Origin of the sequence: Halobacillus sp. B23F22_1, from assembly GCF_043497005.1 — a bacterium.
GTDB lineage: Bacteria > Bacillota > Bacilli > Bacillales > Halobacillaceae > Halobacillus_A.
Genome location: NZ_JBIEKE010000003.1, coordinates 75,892 through 91,875 on the forward strand (window position 1 = coordinate 75,892; position 15,984 = coordinate 91,875).

Sequence of the window (15,984 nt, forward strand, 5' to 3'; positions counted from 1 at the left end):
AGCGCCTGAGGATATATTTCAAAAATCAGCTTACAAACAAACGAAGTAAAAATGGCGACACTACTAATAAAGCAGCACACCAAATTAAACCGAATGTTACACCTTGAGGAAGCTTTTTCCTGCCTTTTCCCTGATACCATCCCGAGAACTGCCACCGGTTTCGGTAGAGTACGAATAAATATACATAGACCCCGAGACCGGAGATCCACTGATACTTAGAAGTGACTGCATTTAGAGCATACAATTCGGTAAGGAAATACATGAAAAAACTGCCTAAAAGTCCGAAAATCAATATAATACGTATTAGTTCCAACATAACTCTCATGATTTACCACCTCTCCCCCCTTTCACCTTCGCATATATACAAGTATCTCTAAGCTGTTGACCATCAACGGCAACATCGTCATTATTTAAAATACCTTCTAATGTAAAACCTAATTTCTCAGGGATCGCTCGACTTCGAAGATTAAGAGCATCACAGCGAATTTCCACCCGCTTCGCCTTTAACTCACGAAAGGCAAACGCAGTTAAACCTGCTACGGCCTCCGTCGTATAACCTTTTCCACTAAATCTTGAGTCTACCCAATAGCCAATTTCAAACTTTGGAACCTCCCAATCCATACGGTGTAAACCAGTAGAACAAATAAGTTCTCCAGTTTCTTTATGAAAAGCCAGCATTCTAAGGTCTTCTCGCTGAAGAAACCGGATATGGGATTCCCTTATATTTATTTCAGTTTCTTCTTCCGTCTGTTCATTTTGGGCGAAAGGCAGCCATGGTTTTATTTCGGCCCTGGATGCTTGAACGGCTTGATAGACTTTTAGGCCGTCCCCCGGCTTTGGCATTCGAATATGTAATCGTTTGGTTTCAAACTCGCTTGGAAAATCAATAAGTATTGGATTCATGCGTCAAGCTCCTCTTCCTTAATTATCTAAATCATCATCCAGCCACGATACTCTTTTATCCTCCTCATTTAATTCGATGCCGTTTCTTTCTGCCAGCGCTTTTCCTAAACGTGACTTATCTATACCATTCTTTACGGCCGTTTCAATGATGTAATAAAAAACTGCCAAAGATGCTGCAATCAGCATTACATATAATAAAAGCCCCATCCAATCCCCCATTTCTATTAAACTTTCTAGTAAATATATCACAAATTTGTATTAACGCTTAGTTATTCCATAAATTTCTTTAAATCTAAATCTTCTTATCCATCAAATGTCTCATTTTACTCGTTTAAATCAATAAATGGTCCCCCTTGCTATCTCAGTGATACCAACAAATTCTCTTCTTCTACAATAAATGACAAAATCTTTTCATTTTTTACGCTTTTTTTAAATCTATTTAAATTTTTGAAACATCTAATATAATGATATTTACGTTTTTAAAATAATTTTACTTTTAATTTTCAGAAAATTTTATTACTTTAGTGATTTTCTGATGGAGAAAGGAGATGTTGAAAACATGGAAAAAGCCCGAAGAGGAGTATTCCAACGTTTTCTTGACGGGGTGGAGTATCTGGGAAATAAACTCCCTCATCCCGTTACATTATTCGCTATTTTAGCGCTTGCTGTGTTAGCGCTGTCAGCCATTATTTCTGCTACTGGAGTTAGTGTTGAGCACCCGGGTGAAGAAGGAGAAATGGTAGAGGTATCAAATTTATTAAATGCTGAAGGAATTCAATATATCTTTGAAAGCATGGTAGATAACTTTATTGGGTTTGCTCCATTAGGTGTGGTACTTGCTACAATGCTTGGGATCGGGCTAGCTGAAAGAACTGGTTTGATCAGCGCATGTTTACGTGGATTTGTACTTTCTGTCCCTAAAAAATTAGTAACACTTGGTCTTGTATTTGCAGGGATTATGTCCAGTGTTGCTTCGGATGCGGGTTATGTCGTGCTTCCTCCATTAGGAGCCGTTATTTTTGCTGCTCTGGGAAGGCATCCGCTGGCAGGTTTAGCTGCAGCTTTCGCCGGTGTATCTGCGGGATTCAGTGCCAACTTGTTCTTATCTGCAACAGACCCTATGCTTGGTGAATTAACTATTGATGCAGCCTCTGTAGTCGATCCGGCATATGCAGAAGGCATGAACATCGCTATGAACTATTACTTTATTTTTGCTTCTGTATTTTTACTTACGTTTGTTGGTGCATGGGTAACAGAAAGAATTGTTGAGCCTCGTTTAGGTAAATACACCGGAGAATACACAGAAGATCTTAAAGGGCTTGACACTATAGAGAAAAAAGGCCTAATTGCTGCCGGAATTACTTTACTTATTGGACTTATAGCCACAGCTCTGCTCATCGTTCCGCCTAATGCAATTATGCGTGGAGAAGACGGTTCGATTGTTCAATCTCCATTTATGAGTTCACTCGTACCAATCATTGCGCTGTTGTTCTTTATTCCAGGACTTGTATATGGAAAAGTTACGAAAAGTATCCGCAATGATAAAGACGTAGCCGAGCAGCTTTCCGATACGATGGCCTCTATGGGGATGTTCATTGTTCTAGCTTTCACAGCAGGTCAATTCGTCGCTTACTTTACCGAATCCAATATGGGATTAGTCCTGGGAGTATTCGGCGCTCAGTTCTTAGAATCGATAAACCTCTCAGGGATTCCATTGATTATCATGTTCATTTTAGTTGCAGGATTTATTAACCTGTTTATCGGGAGTGCTTCTGCTAAATGGGCAATGATGGCACCAGTTTTCGTACCGATTATGATGCAGCTGGGATATTCTCCTGAACTCACACAAATGGCTTACCGTGTGGCGGATTCAGCGACAAATATTATCACGCCATTAATGACATATTTTGCGATTATTATCGCGTTTGCTCAAAAGTATGATAAAAAGATGGGAATTGGTACACTTATCTCTGTTATGTTCCCATATTCCATCGTATTCTTAATAAGTTGGACCATTTTCTTGATCCTGTGGATGTCATTAGGTTCTCTAGACTTCCTTCCATTTGAACCTAATCTTGGGCCGGGCTCTCCTATCCATTACGAAAAATAATCTAAAAATGAACGATCCTCCTTTGGATCGTTCATTTTTTTATGTTCACTTTAATTTCTCATAATGGTACCAGGTACCGTGGTAGTGATCTACCTTTATTCACAGCTAATAATCCATCACACCACTATTTCGTCGGTGTATTTGCGTCATGCTGCTTTTTATCGCCTTTTTCACGTTTTAATGCATTTAAGTCTTCTTTGCTTTTATTCTTAGCTTTTTTACCCACAGCTCTTCCTCCTCTCAATTTTGGCGTACTCTTATAGCTTGTCTAATTTTCAACAAAAAATGAAAAGGAAGTCAGCTCGCTCTGCTTCCTTTATTATATAAACTAATTTGTGGGGAAGTGTGAATTCCACTACATCATCTCTTATTCGACTTCATAATCACCAATAATATCCACTGCTTTTTCCGTTAAAGAGGTATCAATAGACTTATCAAAATCAAATTCACCTCGGGTCGCGCCGTTCATTTCGTACATTTCATACTGTTTCTTAATATCTTCAATAAACATCCGTCCGTTTGGATCTAATCCTGTAATTGAAACTTTCTCCCAGATTTCAGGATCCTTTAAAGCCGTATGTTTTGTCATGATGTCGATAATCTCAGCTTTTCCTTCGCCGCTCATAAATGCATCATTATAATCCCGGACCCCTTTTAAATATGCGGCCATGAAACGTAAAGACACATCTTCTTCTTCGAGAACAAATTTAGGAGAACCTAACACCATAGCAATTTGAGCATTTGGAGCAAAGTCTGTAGCATCACCTAAACGAACGTGAATTCCTTGCTCAATCCCTTGCGTAATCAATGGTTCAATTTGAAGGGCAGCATCAATAGAACCATTTCCCATCGCAGCCAGCATATTTCCAAAGTCTGACATTAACACAAACTCTACATCTTCTTCCGTAAGCCCTGCATGCTTCAGCATTTCCTGAAAAATATAATCATCCACCGCATTACGAGAAGAGACGGCAATTCGTTTGCCTTTTAAATCTGTATAGTCTTTTATTTCATTCTGTAAGTCTTCTCTAATGACAAAAGAGAAGTAAGAATTTCCATCTATATAGTGACCTTTGTCAGCAATTATTTTTACGTCAATGCCTTGAGCAATCGCATTAAAAAAGGATGATGTGGAAACACCTCCGGCAATGTCTACTTCTCCTGCAGCTAATGCAGGAAGCATATCATCGCTATTGGCAAACTGGGTGAATTCAACATCTATATTGTAATCATCAAAGTAGCCCATTTCTTTTGCAATATAAAAGCCTGCTCCCGAAGCCGCTCCATCTTCTGCAATAAACACGGATGCTTTTTTCTCTAATGGAGCGATGTCTCCTGAAGGGTGGTCTTCACTTACATCTACGTTTTCCCCTTCATCGGATTGTTGATAGAAACAACCTCCGATGATGGCAAACAAAAAGAAAATAGGCACACATATAATTAATGCCAACTTTTTCACGATCTTCATCCTCTCACTCTTGAACCTTGAACCTCATCATGAAGATGGTTCCATATTTCTACGAAATGTTCAGCCATTTTAGGGTCGGCACGTACCTGTTCCATCGTACGCGGCCTTGGTAAATCAATAATCTTTTCATCAATGATCTGCCCTGGCTGCGAGCTCATTAATAAAATTCGGTCACTTAGCAGCAGAGCTTCATCAATGCTGTGCGTGATAAACAACACGGTCTTTTTCGTTTCTGACCATATGTTCAACAGTTCTTCCTGCAGAATAAATTTATTCTGTTCATCAAGCGCTGCAAAAGGTTCATCCATTAATAAAATCTCCGGGTCATTAGCGAATGCGCGGGCAATACTCACCCGTTGCTTCATCCCTCCCGATAACTCCTTAGGATACAGCTTCGCAAATCTATCGAGCCCGACTTTTTCTAAATAATAAGCTGTTCTTTCTTTTATATAGACTTTCGGTAAATGACGCATTTTCAGCCCGAACGCTACATTTTCTTCTACCGTCAGCCAAGGAATGACCCCGCGTTCTTGAAAAACCATAGATTGCAGGGGACGGCCTTCTTTTCGCTGATCGATCGTGAATTCGCCGGTACTCGGTTTTTCTAATTCAGCGAGAATTCGTAATAGCGTCGTTTTGCCGCATCCACTTGGGCCAATTAAACAAATAAACTCTCCATCCTTTACGTCGATAGATATATCCTGTAAGGCAGTCACGCTGTTTCCCTTTTTATAAAACACTTTCGTTAAATGACGTATAGATATTTTCGGATGATTCATTGCGGCAGTCACCTCCATGGCAGCAATTTATTTTGAAACCCTCTAAGGATGAGCGAGAATAAATAGCCAAAGAAAGAGATAAGAACGAGACCTACATACATTTCTTGTAATAAGAAAGCTTTATATGACGTCCAAATGAGATAACCAATCCCAGAGTTAGCTCCCATCATTTCTGCCGCTACGATTGTTAATAACGCGATCGCCTGCCCCATTTGAATCCCCTCTAACATGACGGGAAGCGAACCAGGCAGCGCAATTTTAAAAAAGAAGTTCTTTGAATCAGCTCCATAGTTTTTAGCCACATCTAAATAAATACGATCTATGTTAACAACCCCTGCGACTGTATTAATAATAACTGGAAAAAAAACACTGCCAGCGATCGTTACAATTTTGGAAACTTCCCCGACACCGAAAATAATTAAGATAATGGGGAGAAGCGCAAGGGTTGGGATTGGCATGAGCGCCATTATCAACGGTGAAAAGAAATGCCGTACTGGAGAATACAGCCCCATGATCAGCCCGAGAATGACAGCGGGGATCACTCCAAGTAAAAATCCGGCGAATATTCGGTATAGCGATATCCCGATGTGATTAAATAACTCCCCGCCCGTTCCCATCACAAGAAACGTCCCCACAATATCAGTTGGAGGCGGGAAAAACCTGGCGTCCACTAAGCCTGTGCGAGATAAAAACTCCCATAACAGCAATATAAAAATAGGTGAAGAAATTGTAAGTAACTGTTTAAAACGACCTTTAACCTGTCTTTTTCTCCACTCTTCCTGTTCAACCGCAACCGGGTCATGATTATGTTTATCCATGGCTTCCTTCATCCTTCACCACCTCTTTATGCAAATCATCATATGTGCAGCCGCCCAGAAGTGTGAAAATAATCCTTGAAGATATTAGCCTGGAACGAGGAGCCTCATCTTTTCCAGCAAAACAAGCATAAAAAAACAGCCCATCTCGTGATGGAGCTGTTCCCGAAATCTTCAATTAGACTTAGTCTCAATTGTCACTTGATTCATCTTCTCAGCCAATTCATCTTGCATCTGCTGCTTGACTGCTTTCTTGTGCTTTTTCTTACTTTCTAATTTGTCGAAGTGTTTTTCAAATGCATCAAGCCAATCTTTTAAGTCATTTATATTACCGAACTCATCTTGAAGCTTTTCATAAAAATCGACCTGCTCTTGGAAGTCCTCTTCATATATTTCGTCTAAATATTTATAAATGTAACGGAGGTACTTCGACTCGATACGTACGTCATGCAAAGCCTTAAGAGCCTTCTTAGAGGACCTGCCTTTTTCTTCTGACACCTCATTAAAGCCATCTACTGCCTGATTAAACCTTTTCTCATAAACATCCAGCCGCTGTTTTATATTTAATGCCATAACATATTGGCGTATGTTATCCTCCACAAACGCATTCCATTGATCATAAAAACGCTCGCTTATGACCTCAGGTAACTTCTCTGCCAACTTTTTGCGATGCTTCTCTCTCTTTTTGAATACTCTTTGATAGACTTGAGCATATACATCCGCTAAATTCTGATTTTCTTCTTCTTGCGCGCGAATTTCAAACCCATTGATCAAGACATCTCGTTCTCTTACTGCACCTAAAAGCTTATGGGCTTCTTTTAGATTCTGGAATATCTCATGATGAGAAGAAACATTTAAAAACTGAAGCAACGCTTCGATTCGACGGCCTTTCACTCTTGCTTGGTGAATATCTTCCGGATCTTCAAAATTTAATGCATTCCTGCAATGTTCCCTATACTCTTTAATAAGGGAATCCAATTTGGAGGCCCATCGATTAGACATTTGAAGATTTCCGTCTTCCAAGCAATCTTCACAAAGGTATTTGCTTTTAACCGGGAAAAGTGACTGTTCATGTTCACATACAGCACATACTTGAGATTGATCGCTAATAATAACTTCTTTGTTATTAACTTTAATCTCTACCTGTTTTCCTTCCTCCCAATGAAGCAGCTGTCGTAACTCAATCGGAATAACGATTCTCCCATAACGATCCAGCGTTTTTACTTCGCCTTCCGCTTCTTCATTAATTACTTTTATCCCTCGGCCGCTTCCAATTTCATAAACCCCTAAGTGGCGCCCTTTTAAATCCAAATCTTCCCTTATATCCTTTGGAATCACGACGCGCCCCATCTTATCCAATTGCCTCACGTATTTTGCAGCCATACGTAACCATCCACCTTTTGGAAGTTTTTTATAGTCTTCCCTTAAATGAATCGTGCCTAACTTTAACCTATTCTTTTACGCCAACGTATAGACTGTTTTTCCTTAAAGGCCAAACCCAAAAAATACATGAGTACGGGACAAAACTGAATAAAACATAAAATAATCCGAATGATTTTGTAGAAATCAGTTCGGATTATTTTATGTTAAAGAGAATTCAAACGATCGTTCCGTCAATCCACGGGCACGGCCTCAGCTTCCTCTCACTGGGTACCAGATACCGAAATTCACACTTGGCACTTCGCTCTTTTACAGCTTTTCGGTACCTGGACCTTTATGGTCCCTCGCTGCAATAGAGTTTCTCCACTGTTGCGTTTTGACTACGCTGACGATCTGCGTTTATACAAATGTTCGTTTTTTGCGATCACTGCTTTACTTATGTCCCAGACTCATGTATTACTATCATTTATGCGTTCATTTTTTTCAATTGTTCCTCTGCCATCTTTCCTGTCACCATTAAATGGTACCTTTCTCCGCGATAAGCTTTCACCATTAATATGAGCCACAAGATTAGAGAAACAGGGGCGATGATTAAACTAATTAAAATGCCTATAATCGGAATAAAGTTCACAACTAAACTTACTACAAACAGCCCACCAAATACAATCGTCGATTGCATCGCATGGAAGCGGATAAAACTGTTCTCTTTCTCAATTAGTAAAAAAACAATCCCACTAACAAAACCTAATAAGTAAGCGAGCAGACCACCAACATTTTCATCCAGTCCAGTCGATGATTTCTTCATACCAGGTGTACCTTCCTCATTTGGAGGTAACGTATTTTTGGTTTCTTTCTCCACGCTTCTGATTCCTCCTTTTGCTTTTATAACTAAAAGCTGCCCCGCCGCTCCTCGGTAAAAGGATAGAACACCAGAAAGTTTTCAAACTATTCTGTACATTAATTATACAAAGTAAAAAGAAGATCGTCAATCACACATTATAATCTACTCTTCTTAACGATAGGTATTAATATATGAAAGTGTGGATCGTTGATATCTCGGTCTTTTGGATAATGTTCATGCTTAATCGGCAGCTCATCGAAGTATGTAACACCCTTCTCCCTATAAGGAACATAGGGGCTTGTTTTAAACCATTCTCGTATGTGTGCGTACGTGAGGCCGATATCCTTGCCCTTATGATGATGAACCTTTACGTACGTCTGCCGCGGCATGTTAAATTCTATCATTCCCTCAGGAATTTCTGCCTCTCTTTCTACTTCGTAAACCGAATAATGTATAAATCCATCAGGTCTTAGGTGGTAGGATAATCCTAATTGGAGGTGAGGGTTAAGAGCTTGAGGTATATCCTGCACTCGTTCACTCATTGTCTGAATCATTTGTTTTAATGAACTTATTTCAGAATACGCTCCGTCCCATTTCATGCCGACTGCTCGATAAGCAGGAATTTCAATAATTTTTCTACTCTCACTCACGCAGGTAGCTCCTCTCAAATTTGTTACTATTACATTTCTGTTTATCTTCTCAAATTCCTGCTAGTCATGAAAAAAGACGCGTGCATAAAACGCGCCCTTATGATTAAACGGTATATACTTCGTGCGTAGGAAGCTCTAATATTGTCAGTTTACCACCATAGACAGCTCCTGTATCGATGTCGATTTGATCTTCATAATAAGCAATATCCCGGACAGGGGTGTGGCCATGAATAACTGTTTTCCCTAGTCCTATTTGCTCTGTATGCCGTGTCCATAACATCGTAAATTCATCCTGTTTTTCGAGAGGAGTATTAGGCTTAAGACCGGCATGTACAAAGATATATTTATCTGTCTCATAATACAACCATAAGTGTTTACTCATCCACTCCTGGTCTTCGCGCACGGCCTCTGCATTTCGATTGTAGGAATCAAACGTACTGGAGGCTCCATTCATTTCCCATTGAACCAATGCTTTTTTCTCATCTTTCGCTCGTATAAATAAGTCATCATGGTTTCCTTTTAAGGCAATCGCGCCATCATTTTCAACTAATGACTTCACTTTCTTAACTACTTCTCTTGATTGAGGACCACGATCTACATAATCTCCTAACAAAATAAGCTGATCCGACTCAGGACAATAAGACGCTTTATCTAGCACACGTTCAAACTTTTCCATTTCTCCATGAATATCAGAAATGACAAGGTAACGCATAACTGCCTCCTCCTCTTAAATGAAACACACTCCTAGTTGTCTATTTCTTTTTTGGATGAATTTCAAACATAGGAACGATTAATCAAACCAAACAGGGTTTCACCTTTTTAATTTTTTCCAACGGATTAGTTCCCCCTGTCTTTCGGTCCAATTTGGTCCCTCCCTTAATACTAAAGATTTAGAATTTAAATACGCTTAATCATTTACTGTATTTACACCTGTTTATATTTTCCTGCCTGACTTAACTGACAAAACTACCCGCTCTTTAAAAATTCCTTCTTCATTTATTTGAGACAAAGTATCTCTTACATCTTGTTCAAAATCACTTACTCTATCTCCTAAAAACCGCCTTGCCCCATATGACGTGGAATATAGGTTTCCCAGTATAGTATCCACCGTCCATTCGATATCATAGGGAGGTATAGAAGCCTAAGCTTCTTCAAGAGGCTGTTGAGTTTATTTTCCCTAAATGAAAAATAACTGCTTCGAACAAACCTGAATACAGCATAAAATAATCCGAACGATTTTGTAGAAATCAGTTCGGATTATTGATGCTAACGAATTATTACGCCCTCTTTCAATGGATAGAAGGCTCCGCTTATAAAATACGCTATTAATCTAACATCACTTCTTTATTTATATCCCGGTCTCTTATATATGAAATCTAATAAACGATTAGTTAGTTTTCGGTTTTCGTCTAAATAATAGCAGACCGCCAATTCCAATCATAAGCATTCCAGACAATACAAGGAGCGGACTGTTCGTAGCAGTATCCGGTAATTCTCCACCTTCTTCCATCATTTCGTCTTCTAACGGAGTTGCTTTATCGACCACCTCTTGAGGAACAGTGATCTCATCTACTCCGTTAAAGTTACTTAAGGTCATGTCGATGGTCTGAATCGTATTGGTACTTTCACCTTCCATTTCCATCTCCATTGACGTATTCAGCAAAAGGTTTGTCATGTAGTGAGTTTCTTTGTCGATGGTCATTTCATAGCTAAGGTCATTTATCGTCATGTCCCCCATCATATCTTCCATCATTGAGGACTCCTCATCAGCCATCCCGGCCCCATACAATTCCTGGGCCTCTTCCATAAGATCTTCCCCGTCTCCCTGATAGGTTAATAGATAACTATCACCTTGATCTTCAACATTCATGTCTTCAGCAAGTTCTTCCGCTTGAGCTACGTGGTCCTCTGCCATCGCCGTATTTATTAATTCATCGATACCTTCAGTAAATTCAGAAGGAAGCTCAACCCATCCTTGTTCGGGATCTTCTTGATAGAATCCATCATCCGTCCAATAAGACTCAAGAGATATTTCCCCCTCTTTCGGACTCGACGTCGTAACTACTTGCTGCATAGCAAATGGGTCAAAGGTAATGTCTTGCTTGGAATTGGAATTAATAGTAATTGTTTCTCCCGCAATCGTCATCGTTTGCTCTGTATTCGTTTCGCTGGAATAACTTTCGAGTTCCGCCATAGCTTCACTCGATTTTCGAAGTACGTCTGAAGCACTGTCCTCACCTAGAACCTGGGCGGGAGTCACAGCCATGAGTAACACTGCTAAGGACAAAGGAACAAATTTTTTGAACATAAAAACTCCCCTAATGTATGATTTGCAAGTCGATGAGATGAATAATTACGTACGTTATGTATACAACAAAGAGGTTATACACGTAAAAATTTTCCTTTCAACTTTACTCTATTCCCATATCCCACTTTTTACAAAATAAAACATTGTTCACACTTTTTTATTAAATTTTTCCATATTAATCTACGAATGGCTCTTTATCAGGAGAATTTAAATATTCATAGAAAAGTAATAATTGTGATTTGGTATTACGACTCTCAGATAGTTTGGGAAGATGGTCACGTTCAAAAAATTGCACCTCACTTGTTTCTAATGTTTCTTTAGCTGCCACACCTGATATATCACATTCTAAGAAGAATTTATAATAATGAAAAGGCTGGGGTGGATGAGAATGTTTATGATAATCCAAAACTGCTAATATACTCTTATATTTTGCTTTGTATCCAGTTTCCTCTTCTATTTCGCGAACTACATTTTCAGTTAAGGAGGATCCGACATCCGCAAACCCACCTGGCAGCGCCCATTGATCATCTGCCTTTTCTTTCACAAGTAACATTTTATTTTCCTGAAAAATTACACCTCTAACATCTATTTTAGGCTTCTGATACCCTTTTTCATTGTGAAATAAATGAACAATAGAATCCATAGAGGTATGGGAATAAGCAGCCATGATTTCAGCACTTAGTTCTAGTAACTGTCTATATCTTTCCACGTCAAATGGATCCTTCGAAAAGGTAAGTCCAGCTTGAGCAGTTGATTGTATTTGTTTAGCCCATTTCAGCCATTGATCATTCATAAATAAGCTCCAATCTAATTAATTCCTTCCCAACTGTTAATATAATCCAGATATTCTTCTGTCAGATTGTCTGGAAGGTTATCTTGGTTAAAGAACCTTACTTCTCTGCCCTCCGCCTCATTATTCTGGAACTCTCCTTCAAAAACATCTGTTACATACACAGCAGTAACGGAATAAAATTGATCGCCGTGATCAAGTTCGAAATAATACTTTTCTCCAGAAAAAACCTGCAATAGTTTAAAATCCTTAACCCTCAAACCTGTTTCTTCTCTAACTTCTCTTTGTCCCGTTTCTTCTAAACTCTCTCTTAATTCCTGAAGACCGCCAGGAAGCCCCCATTTGCCATCATTTCTATTTTGAAGAAGAATTTGATCTTCCTCATTAACAATAATAACGACGGCACCTGTAAGAATCAGTGTTTTGGTACCAATTATCTTTCTTAAATCACTTACATAATCGATGAGACCCACTCCTTTTAATCCACTGAATAAGTCGTTGCACTAAGCCCTATACCTTCACTCACATGCCTGGAAAATCATCACACCCTACTGCTCCTACCCACACTAAGCCAACTTTCCTATTATGTAATAAAGACGAGTTAGTTCAACATTCGTTTCAGGTTATCTATAAAAAAAGGCGAACCTCCCCTATATGAGAAGGTTTCACCTCTAACTTTGGTTAACTAGCTGATTCTGATTCTTCTATGATTTTTTCCTTTTTTCTTTTTTTCCTCGATTTCCAAAAACGAAAGCGTGCGTTAGCAAATAGACGATAAACAGCTGGAATCAACAGTAATGTAATTACTGTGGCAAAGAGCAATCCAGAAATAATTACCGTTGCCATGGGAGATTGATAGTTTCCTGATGTTCCTGTAGCTAAAGCAAGAGGCAGCATACCTGCAGCAGTCGTTAAACTTGTCATAAAGATCGGACGTATTCGGTTTTTACCTGCTTCGACTAAGGAATCCTCTATTTTAAACCCTTGGTTTCTTAGTTGATTCGTACGGTCAATATATAGAATGGCGTTATTCAACACGATTCCTATCAGCATGATAACGCCCATTCCTGACATGATGCTAAGCTCACGCTGAGTAACAAACAGCCCCAGTATGACACCCACAATCGTCATCGGGATCACGGACATAACAATTAACGGGTGGGCTAAATGGTTAAATTGAACAGCCATCACTAGATACACAAGAAATATGGCGATACCCAGGATTAAGAGCATCTCTTGAATCAATTCTTGCTGCTGTTCCAGGTCTCCCGCTACTGACACACTGTATCCGGCTTTAGTTTCGTAATCATTAATAAGGCTTTGGACTTCCCTGTTTACTGATCCTAAATCAGTACCTTCAATATCAGCTGTCAGGGAAACAAACCTTTCCCCATTTGAATGAGTAATTTCATTCGGTGTTTCTACTTCAGACAGATCAATAAAATTCGATAAATTCTCTTCTCCAGAAGAAGTCATCACTTTTAAATCGAGTAGAGCAGATTCAGATCCTGTTCTTTCTTCCCATTTAACCGTTAAAGGTACGTCTTCATCTTCGATCGACATTTCTCCAATAGGTCTTTCTAAGAAGGCTTGCTCAATACTTTGTCTAACCTGACTTTCAGATAATCCTGCATCCTCAATTGCATCTTTTTTCAGAACGATCTCTTGTTCGGTGGACGTTCGTTCATTTGAACTTTCGACCCCAACGATGCCTTCAATACTCTCAAGTTCCTTTTTAAAATCATCAGAGATTGCTTGAAGTTCTTCAAAATTTTCACCTTTAATATTCACCTGTACCGGCGAACCTCCAGCGCCTGCGGACATCATACTTTCCACCGAACGTATCGGCTGACTGTCTTCAAGCTCCCTTAGAGACTTTAATATTTCTTCGTTTACTTCATCCTGCTCTCTTGTGACTTCGTCTTCTTTAGTCATATTGATCATCGTATAGAACGTACCGCCCATATCAATTACGTAGTTAGACTCTACATCTTGAATGTCGGATAGCGTCTCATTCATTTCCTGGGCAATATTTTCTCTGTCATCATTTGTCAAACCTGTATCTAAATCCACCATTAACTCTGAATAACGATTAAAGACATCCGGCATGATCGTCATGGGGACTTTCGTAACAAGAAACATTGAACCAACAAACATAAGAACGAATATAGAAATAACAGCTAAGCTGTGACGTTTCTTTCTCACCGTCCAAGCAACTATTCTGCTATATTTTTCAATAATGCGGCTTTGTTTAATCGTCTTTTTCGATTGGCTGAGTTTTAAGAAATTCTCAGACAGCGAAGGAATGAGCGTAAATGAGACGATTACAGAACTAATCAATGTAATAGCCACTACGACTGAAAGCATAATCATAAACTGCCCTGTCTCTCCTCCGAGAAGACCAATTGGTAAAAATACAACAATAGTCGTAAGCATCGAAGCAATAACTGCCGTAGCTACTTCTTTTGTTCCTTCCATGACCGCATCCATATTCGCTAGACCCATCTCTTTTTTACGATAAATGGATTCTAAAATGACGATCGAAGCGTCTACCATCATTCCAATACCTAATCCTAAACCAATCAACGTTAAAATATTGAAACTGTAGTCAAACAGCCACATCGAAGCAAAAGTTAAAAGAATAGAAGTAGGAATGGCAAGCCCGATTATGAAGGTAGCTCTAATATTTCGAAGGAAGAGCAACAATATAACAATGGCCAACAGCCCGCCTATAAGGATATTTGTTGTCACTCCGTCAAGTGATTCCTCTACATAATCAGCCTGGGCTACCATTTCATTCAACTCAAACCCATCGACTAACCCTTCATCACGGATCTCCTTCACTTCTGCCCGGACTGCTTCCGCCATTTCGATTTGCGTCGCTTCAGATACACGTCCTACCTGCACAAACATAAAATCACTTGAACCATTTTTCCATACAAACGATGAACTTTCTAAAGGTTTTAAGGTGACTGTTGCTATTTCATCGAGCTGCACAAACCCTTCTTCTGTTTGGATATCAATTTCCTTAACATCGTCCACTGTTTCAAGATTCGTCGTCCATCTTAGGGAGGGCGAACCATCGTCTTCACTTAATTCACCTAGTGTGGATTCATTATTGGCTCCTTCAATTGAACCTATCACTTGATTAACGTCCAGGCCCCGTTCAGTCAGTTCCTCGCGATCAAATTCGACCGCTACTTCTTTTTCTTCTTGTCCGGAAATGGAGACGTCTCTTACTTCTGCTAAGCTTTCTAAACGCGGTTCTAATACTTCCTCCGCAAACGTACTCATAGCATCCGTATCGCCTCCCGATACGTCCATATAAAATTCATACCCTTGAGTTGTTGCGTATTGCCCAGCTTCTACTTCATCAATGGAGTTATTATCCGAAACCATTGTATTTACAATAGACTCTACATCTTTGTAAACTTCATCTCCTTCCCCTTGCTCAAAAGTCAACTGGAAAGAGCTTCTCCCCATATTTGTCGTGGAATTAATATCTGCCACACCTTCAATTCCTTCTATTTGTTGTTCTAACGGTGTGGTGATCGATCGTTCTACTTCAATGGCGGCCGTATCACCTGCATAAATTTCTATGTAGGCCCCATCCATAGTTACTTCAGGAAATAATTCTTGATCTAATTTTAGTAAGGCATAGCTTCCTAATAAAATGATGAGTACTACCATTAGACCAACTAATATCTTTCTTTTCACAATAAAACGCAATAAATTCATACTTTCCCTCCCTGATTCTAATGAATTATTTTTGTGTTATATTTTTACAATATAAGCATTATTATAGCCTAATTAATCTCAGATGTGTTGTTAATTTTGTTAAAAATATTTCATACTTAAATCATACCTTTCTTCCTAATTTTAGACACTGAGCCATGGACCTAACTTTTCTAAGACTACAGACTTATATATGAATATTTTT

General features: G+C 39.2%; 15 protein-coding genes. 1 reads left to right on the forward strand and 14 read right to left on the reverse strand.

Annotated elements, in window-relative coordinates; genetic code table 11:
• Window positions 1–25: 25 nt before the first annotated feature.
• Genes ACGTNH_RS15440 through ACGTNH_RS15450 form a run of 3 tightly spaced genes read right to left on the reverse strand, consistent with a single transcriptional unit; the run spans window position 26 to window position 1,110 of the window.
• Window positions 26–325, reverse strand: coding sequence for a hypothetical protein (locus tag ACGTNH_RS15440; protein WP_394587814.1), 300 nt, complete (start codon window positions 323–325; stop codon window positions 26–28).
• Window positions 322–903 carry a GNAT family N-acetyltransferase gene (locus tag ACGTNH_RS15445; RefSeq protein WP_394587815.1) on the reverse strand — a complete coding sequence of 194 codons (582 nt, stop codon included), beginning with the start codon at window positions 901–903 and terminating at the stop codon, window positions 322–324. The genes ACGTNH_RS15440 and ACGTNH_RS15445 overlap by 4 nt, the downstream gene beginning before the upstream one ends.
• Before the next feature lie 18 nt (window positions 904–921).
• Window positions 922–1,110 (reverse strand): hypothetical protein, encoded by a 189-nt coding sequence (locus tag ACGTNH_RS15450; protein ID WP_394587817.1) that lies wholly within the window; start codon window positions 1,108–1,110, stop codon window positions 922–924.
• Window positions 1,111–1,462: 352 nt separating this feature from the next.
• On the opposite strand from ACGTNH_RS15450, the gene ACGTNH_RS15455 reads away from it, so the two are divergent.
• Window positions 1,463–3,013: an AbgT family transporter gene (locus ACGTNH_RS15455; RefSeq protein ID WP_394587818.1), complete on the forward strand. Its 1,551-nt coding sequence runs from the start codon at window positions 1,463–1,465 to the stop codon at window positions 3,011–3,013.
• 367 nt (window positions 3,014–3,380) lie between these two features.
• Here ACGTNH_RS15455 and ACGTNH_RS15460 read toward each other — a convergent pair whose 3' ends face one another.
• From ACGTNH_RS15460 to ACGTNH_RS15510, 11 genes are all read right to left on the reverse strand, one after another.
• The gene (locus ACGTNH_RS15460) at window positions 3,381–4,421 is read right to left on the reverse strand and encodes an ABC transporter substrate-binding protein (RefSeq protein WP_444875034.1); all 1,041 of its coding nucleotides are present in this window, start codon (window positions 4,419–4,421) and stop codon (window positions 3,381–3,383) included.
• A gap of 56 nt (window positions 4,422–4,477) precedes the next feature.
• Entirely contained in the window at window positions 4,478–5,260 is a 783-nt protein-coding gene (locus tag ACGTNH_RS15465) for an ABC transporter ATP-binding protein (RefSeq protein WP_394587820.1), read from the reverse strand.
• A gap of 8 nt (window positions 5,261–5,268) precedes the next feature.
• A complete protein-coding gene (locus tag ACGTNH_RS15470; protein ID WP_394587822.1) occupies window positions 5,269–6,090 on the reverse strand; it encodes an ABC transporter permease in 822 nt (273 codons plus the stop codon).
• A gap of 159 nt (window positions 6,091–6,249) precedes the next feature.
• Window positions 6,250–7,458 carry a CHAD domain-containing protein gene (locus ACGTNH_RS15475; RefSeq protein ID WP_394587823.1) on the reverse strand — a complete coding sequence of 403 codons (1,209 nt, stop codon included), beginning with the start codon at window positions 7,456–7,458 and terminating at the stop codon, window positions 6,250–6,252.
• A gap of 463 nt (window positions 7,459–7,921) precedes the next feature.
• Complete coding sequence (locus tag ACGTNH_RS15480; protein WP_394587825.1) at window positions 7,922–8,314, reverse strand: DUF4870 domain-containing protein; 393 nt, start codon at window positions 8,312–8,314, stop codon at window positions 7,922–7,924.
• Window positions 8,315–8,451: 137 nt separating this feature from the next.
• Window positions 8,452–8,946, reverse strand: a complete 495-nt coding sequence (locus tag ACGTNH_RS15485) for a GyrI-like domain-containing protein (protein WP_394587827.1) — start codon at window positions 8,944–8,946, stop codon at window positions 8,452–8,454.
• A 103-nt stretch (window positions 8,947–9,049) separates the two neighbouring features.
• The gene (locus ACGTNH_RS15490; protein ID WP_394587828.1) at window positions 9,050–9,658 is read right to left on the reverse strand and encodes a metallophosphoesterase family protein; all 609 of its coding nucleotides are present in this window, start codon (window positions 9,656–9,658) and stop codon (window positions 9,050–9,052) included.
• A 675-nt stretch (window positions 9,659–10,333) separates the two neighbouring features.
• Window positions 10,334–11,254 (reverse strand): DUF6612 family protein, encoded by a 921-nt coding sequence (locus ACGTNH_RS15495; protein ID WP_394587830.1) that lies wholly within the window; start codon window positions 11,252–11,254, stop codon window positions 10,334–10,336.
• Window positions 11,255–11,429: 175 nt separating this feature from the next.
• Window positions 11,430–12,047, reverse strand: coding sequence for an NUDIX hydrolase (locus tag ACGTNH_RS15500; RefSeq protein ID WP_394587831.1), 618 nt, complete (start codon window positions 12,045–12,047; stop codon window positions 11,430–11,432).
• Window positions 12,048–12,061: 14 nt separating this feature from the next.
• Entirely contained in the window at window positions 12,062–12,517 is a 456-nt protein-coding gene (locus ACGTNH_RS15505; RefSeq protein WP_394587832.1) for an NUDIX hydrolase, read from the reverse strand.
• Window positions 12,518–12,725: 208 nt separating this feature from the next.
• Entirely contained in the window at window positions 12,726–15,782 is a 3,057-nt protein-coding gene (locus ACGTNH_RS15510) for an efflux RND transporter permease subunit (protein WP_394587833.1), read from the reverse strand.
• Window positions 15,783–15,984: the final 202 nt, after the last annotated feature.

Coding starts and splice junctions, on each gene's coding strand:
- ACGTNH_RS15440 (WP_394587814.1), bottom strand. CDS start 325: ATGAGAGTTATGTTGGAACTAATACGTATTATATTGATTTTCGGACTT.
- ACGTNH_RS15445 (WP_394587815.1), bottom strand. CDS start 903: ATGAATCCAATACTTATTGATTTTCCAAGCGAGTTTGAAACCAAACGA.
- ACGTNH_RS15450 (WP_394587817.1), bottom strand. CDS start 1,110: ATGGGGCTTTTATTATATGTAATGCTGATTGCAGCATCTTTGGCAGTT.
- ACGTNH_RS15455 (WP_394587818.1), top strand. CDS start 1,463: ATGGAAAAAGCCCGAAGAGGAGTATTCCAACGTTTTCTTGACGGGGTG.
- ACGTNH_RS15465 (WP_394587820.1), bottom strand. CDS start 5,260: ATGAATCATCCGAAAATATCTATACGTCATTTAACGAAAGTGTTTTAT.
- ACGTNH_RS15470 (WP_394587822.1), bottom strand. CDS start 6,090: ATGAAGGAAGCCATGGATAAACATAATCATGACCCGGTTGCGGTTGAA.
- ACGTNH_RS15475 (WP_394587823.1), bottom strand. CDS start 7,458: ATGGCTGCAAAATACGTGAGGCAATTGGATAAGATGGGGCGCGTCGTG.
- ACGTNH_RS15490 (WP_394587828.1), bottom strand. CDS start 9,658: ATGCGTTACCTTGTCATTTCTGATATTCATGGAGAAATGGAAAAGTTT.
- ACGTNH_RS15495 (WP_394587830.1), bottom strand. CDS start 11,254: ATGTTCAAAAAATTTGTTCCTTTGTCCTTAGCAGTGTTACTCATGGCT.
- ACGTNH_RS15500 (WP_394587831.1), bottom strand. CDS start 12,047: ATGAATGATCAATGGCTGAAATGGGCTAAACAAATACAATCAACTGCT.
- ACGTNH_RS15510 (WP_394587833.1), bottom strand. CDS start 15,782: ATGAATTTATTGCGTTTTATTGTGAAAAGAAAGATATTAGTTGGTCTA.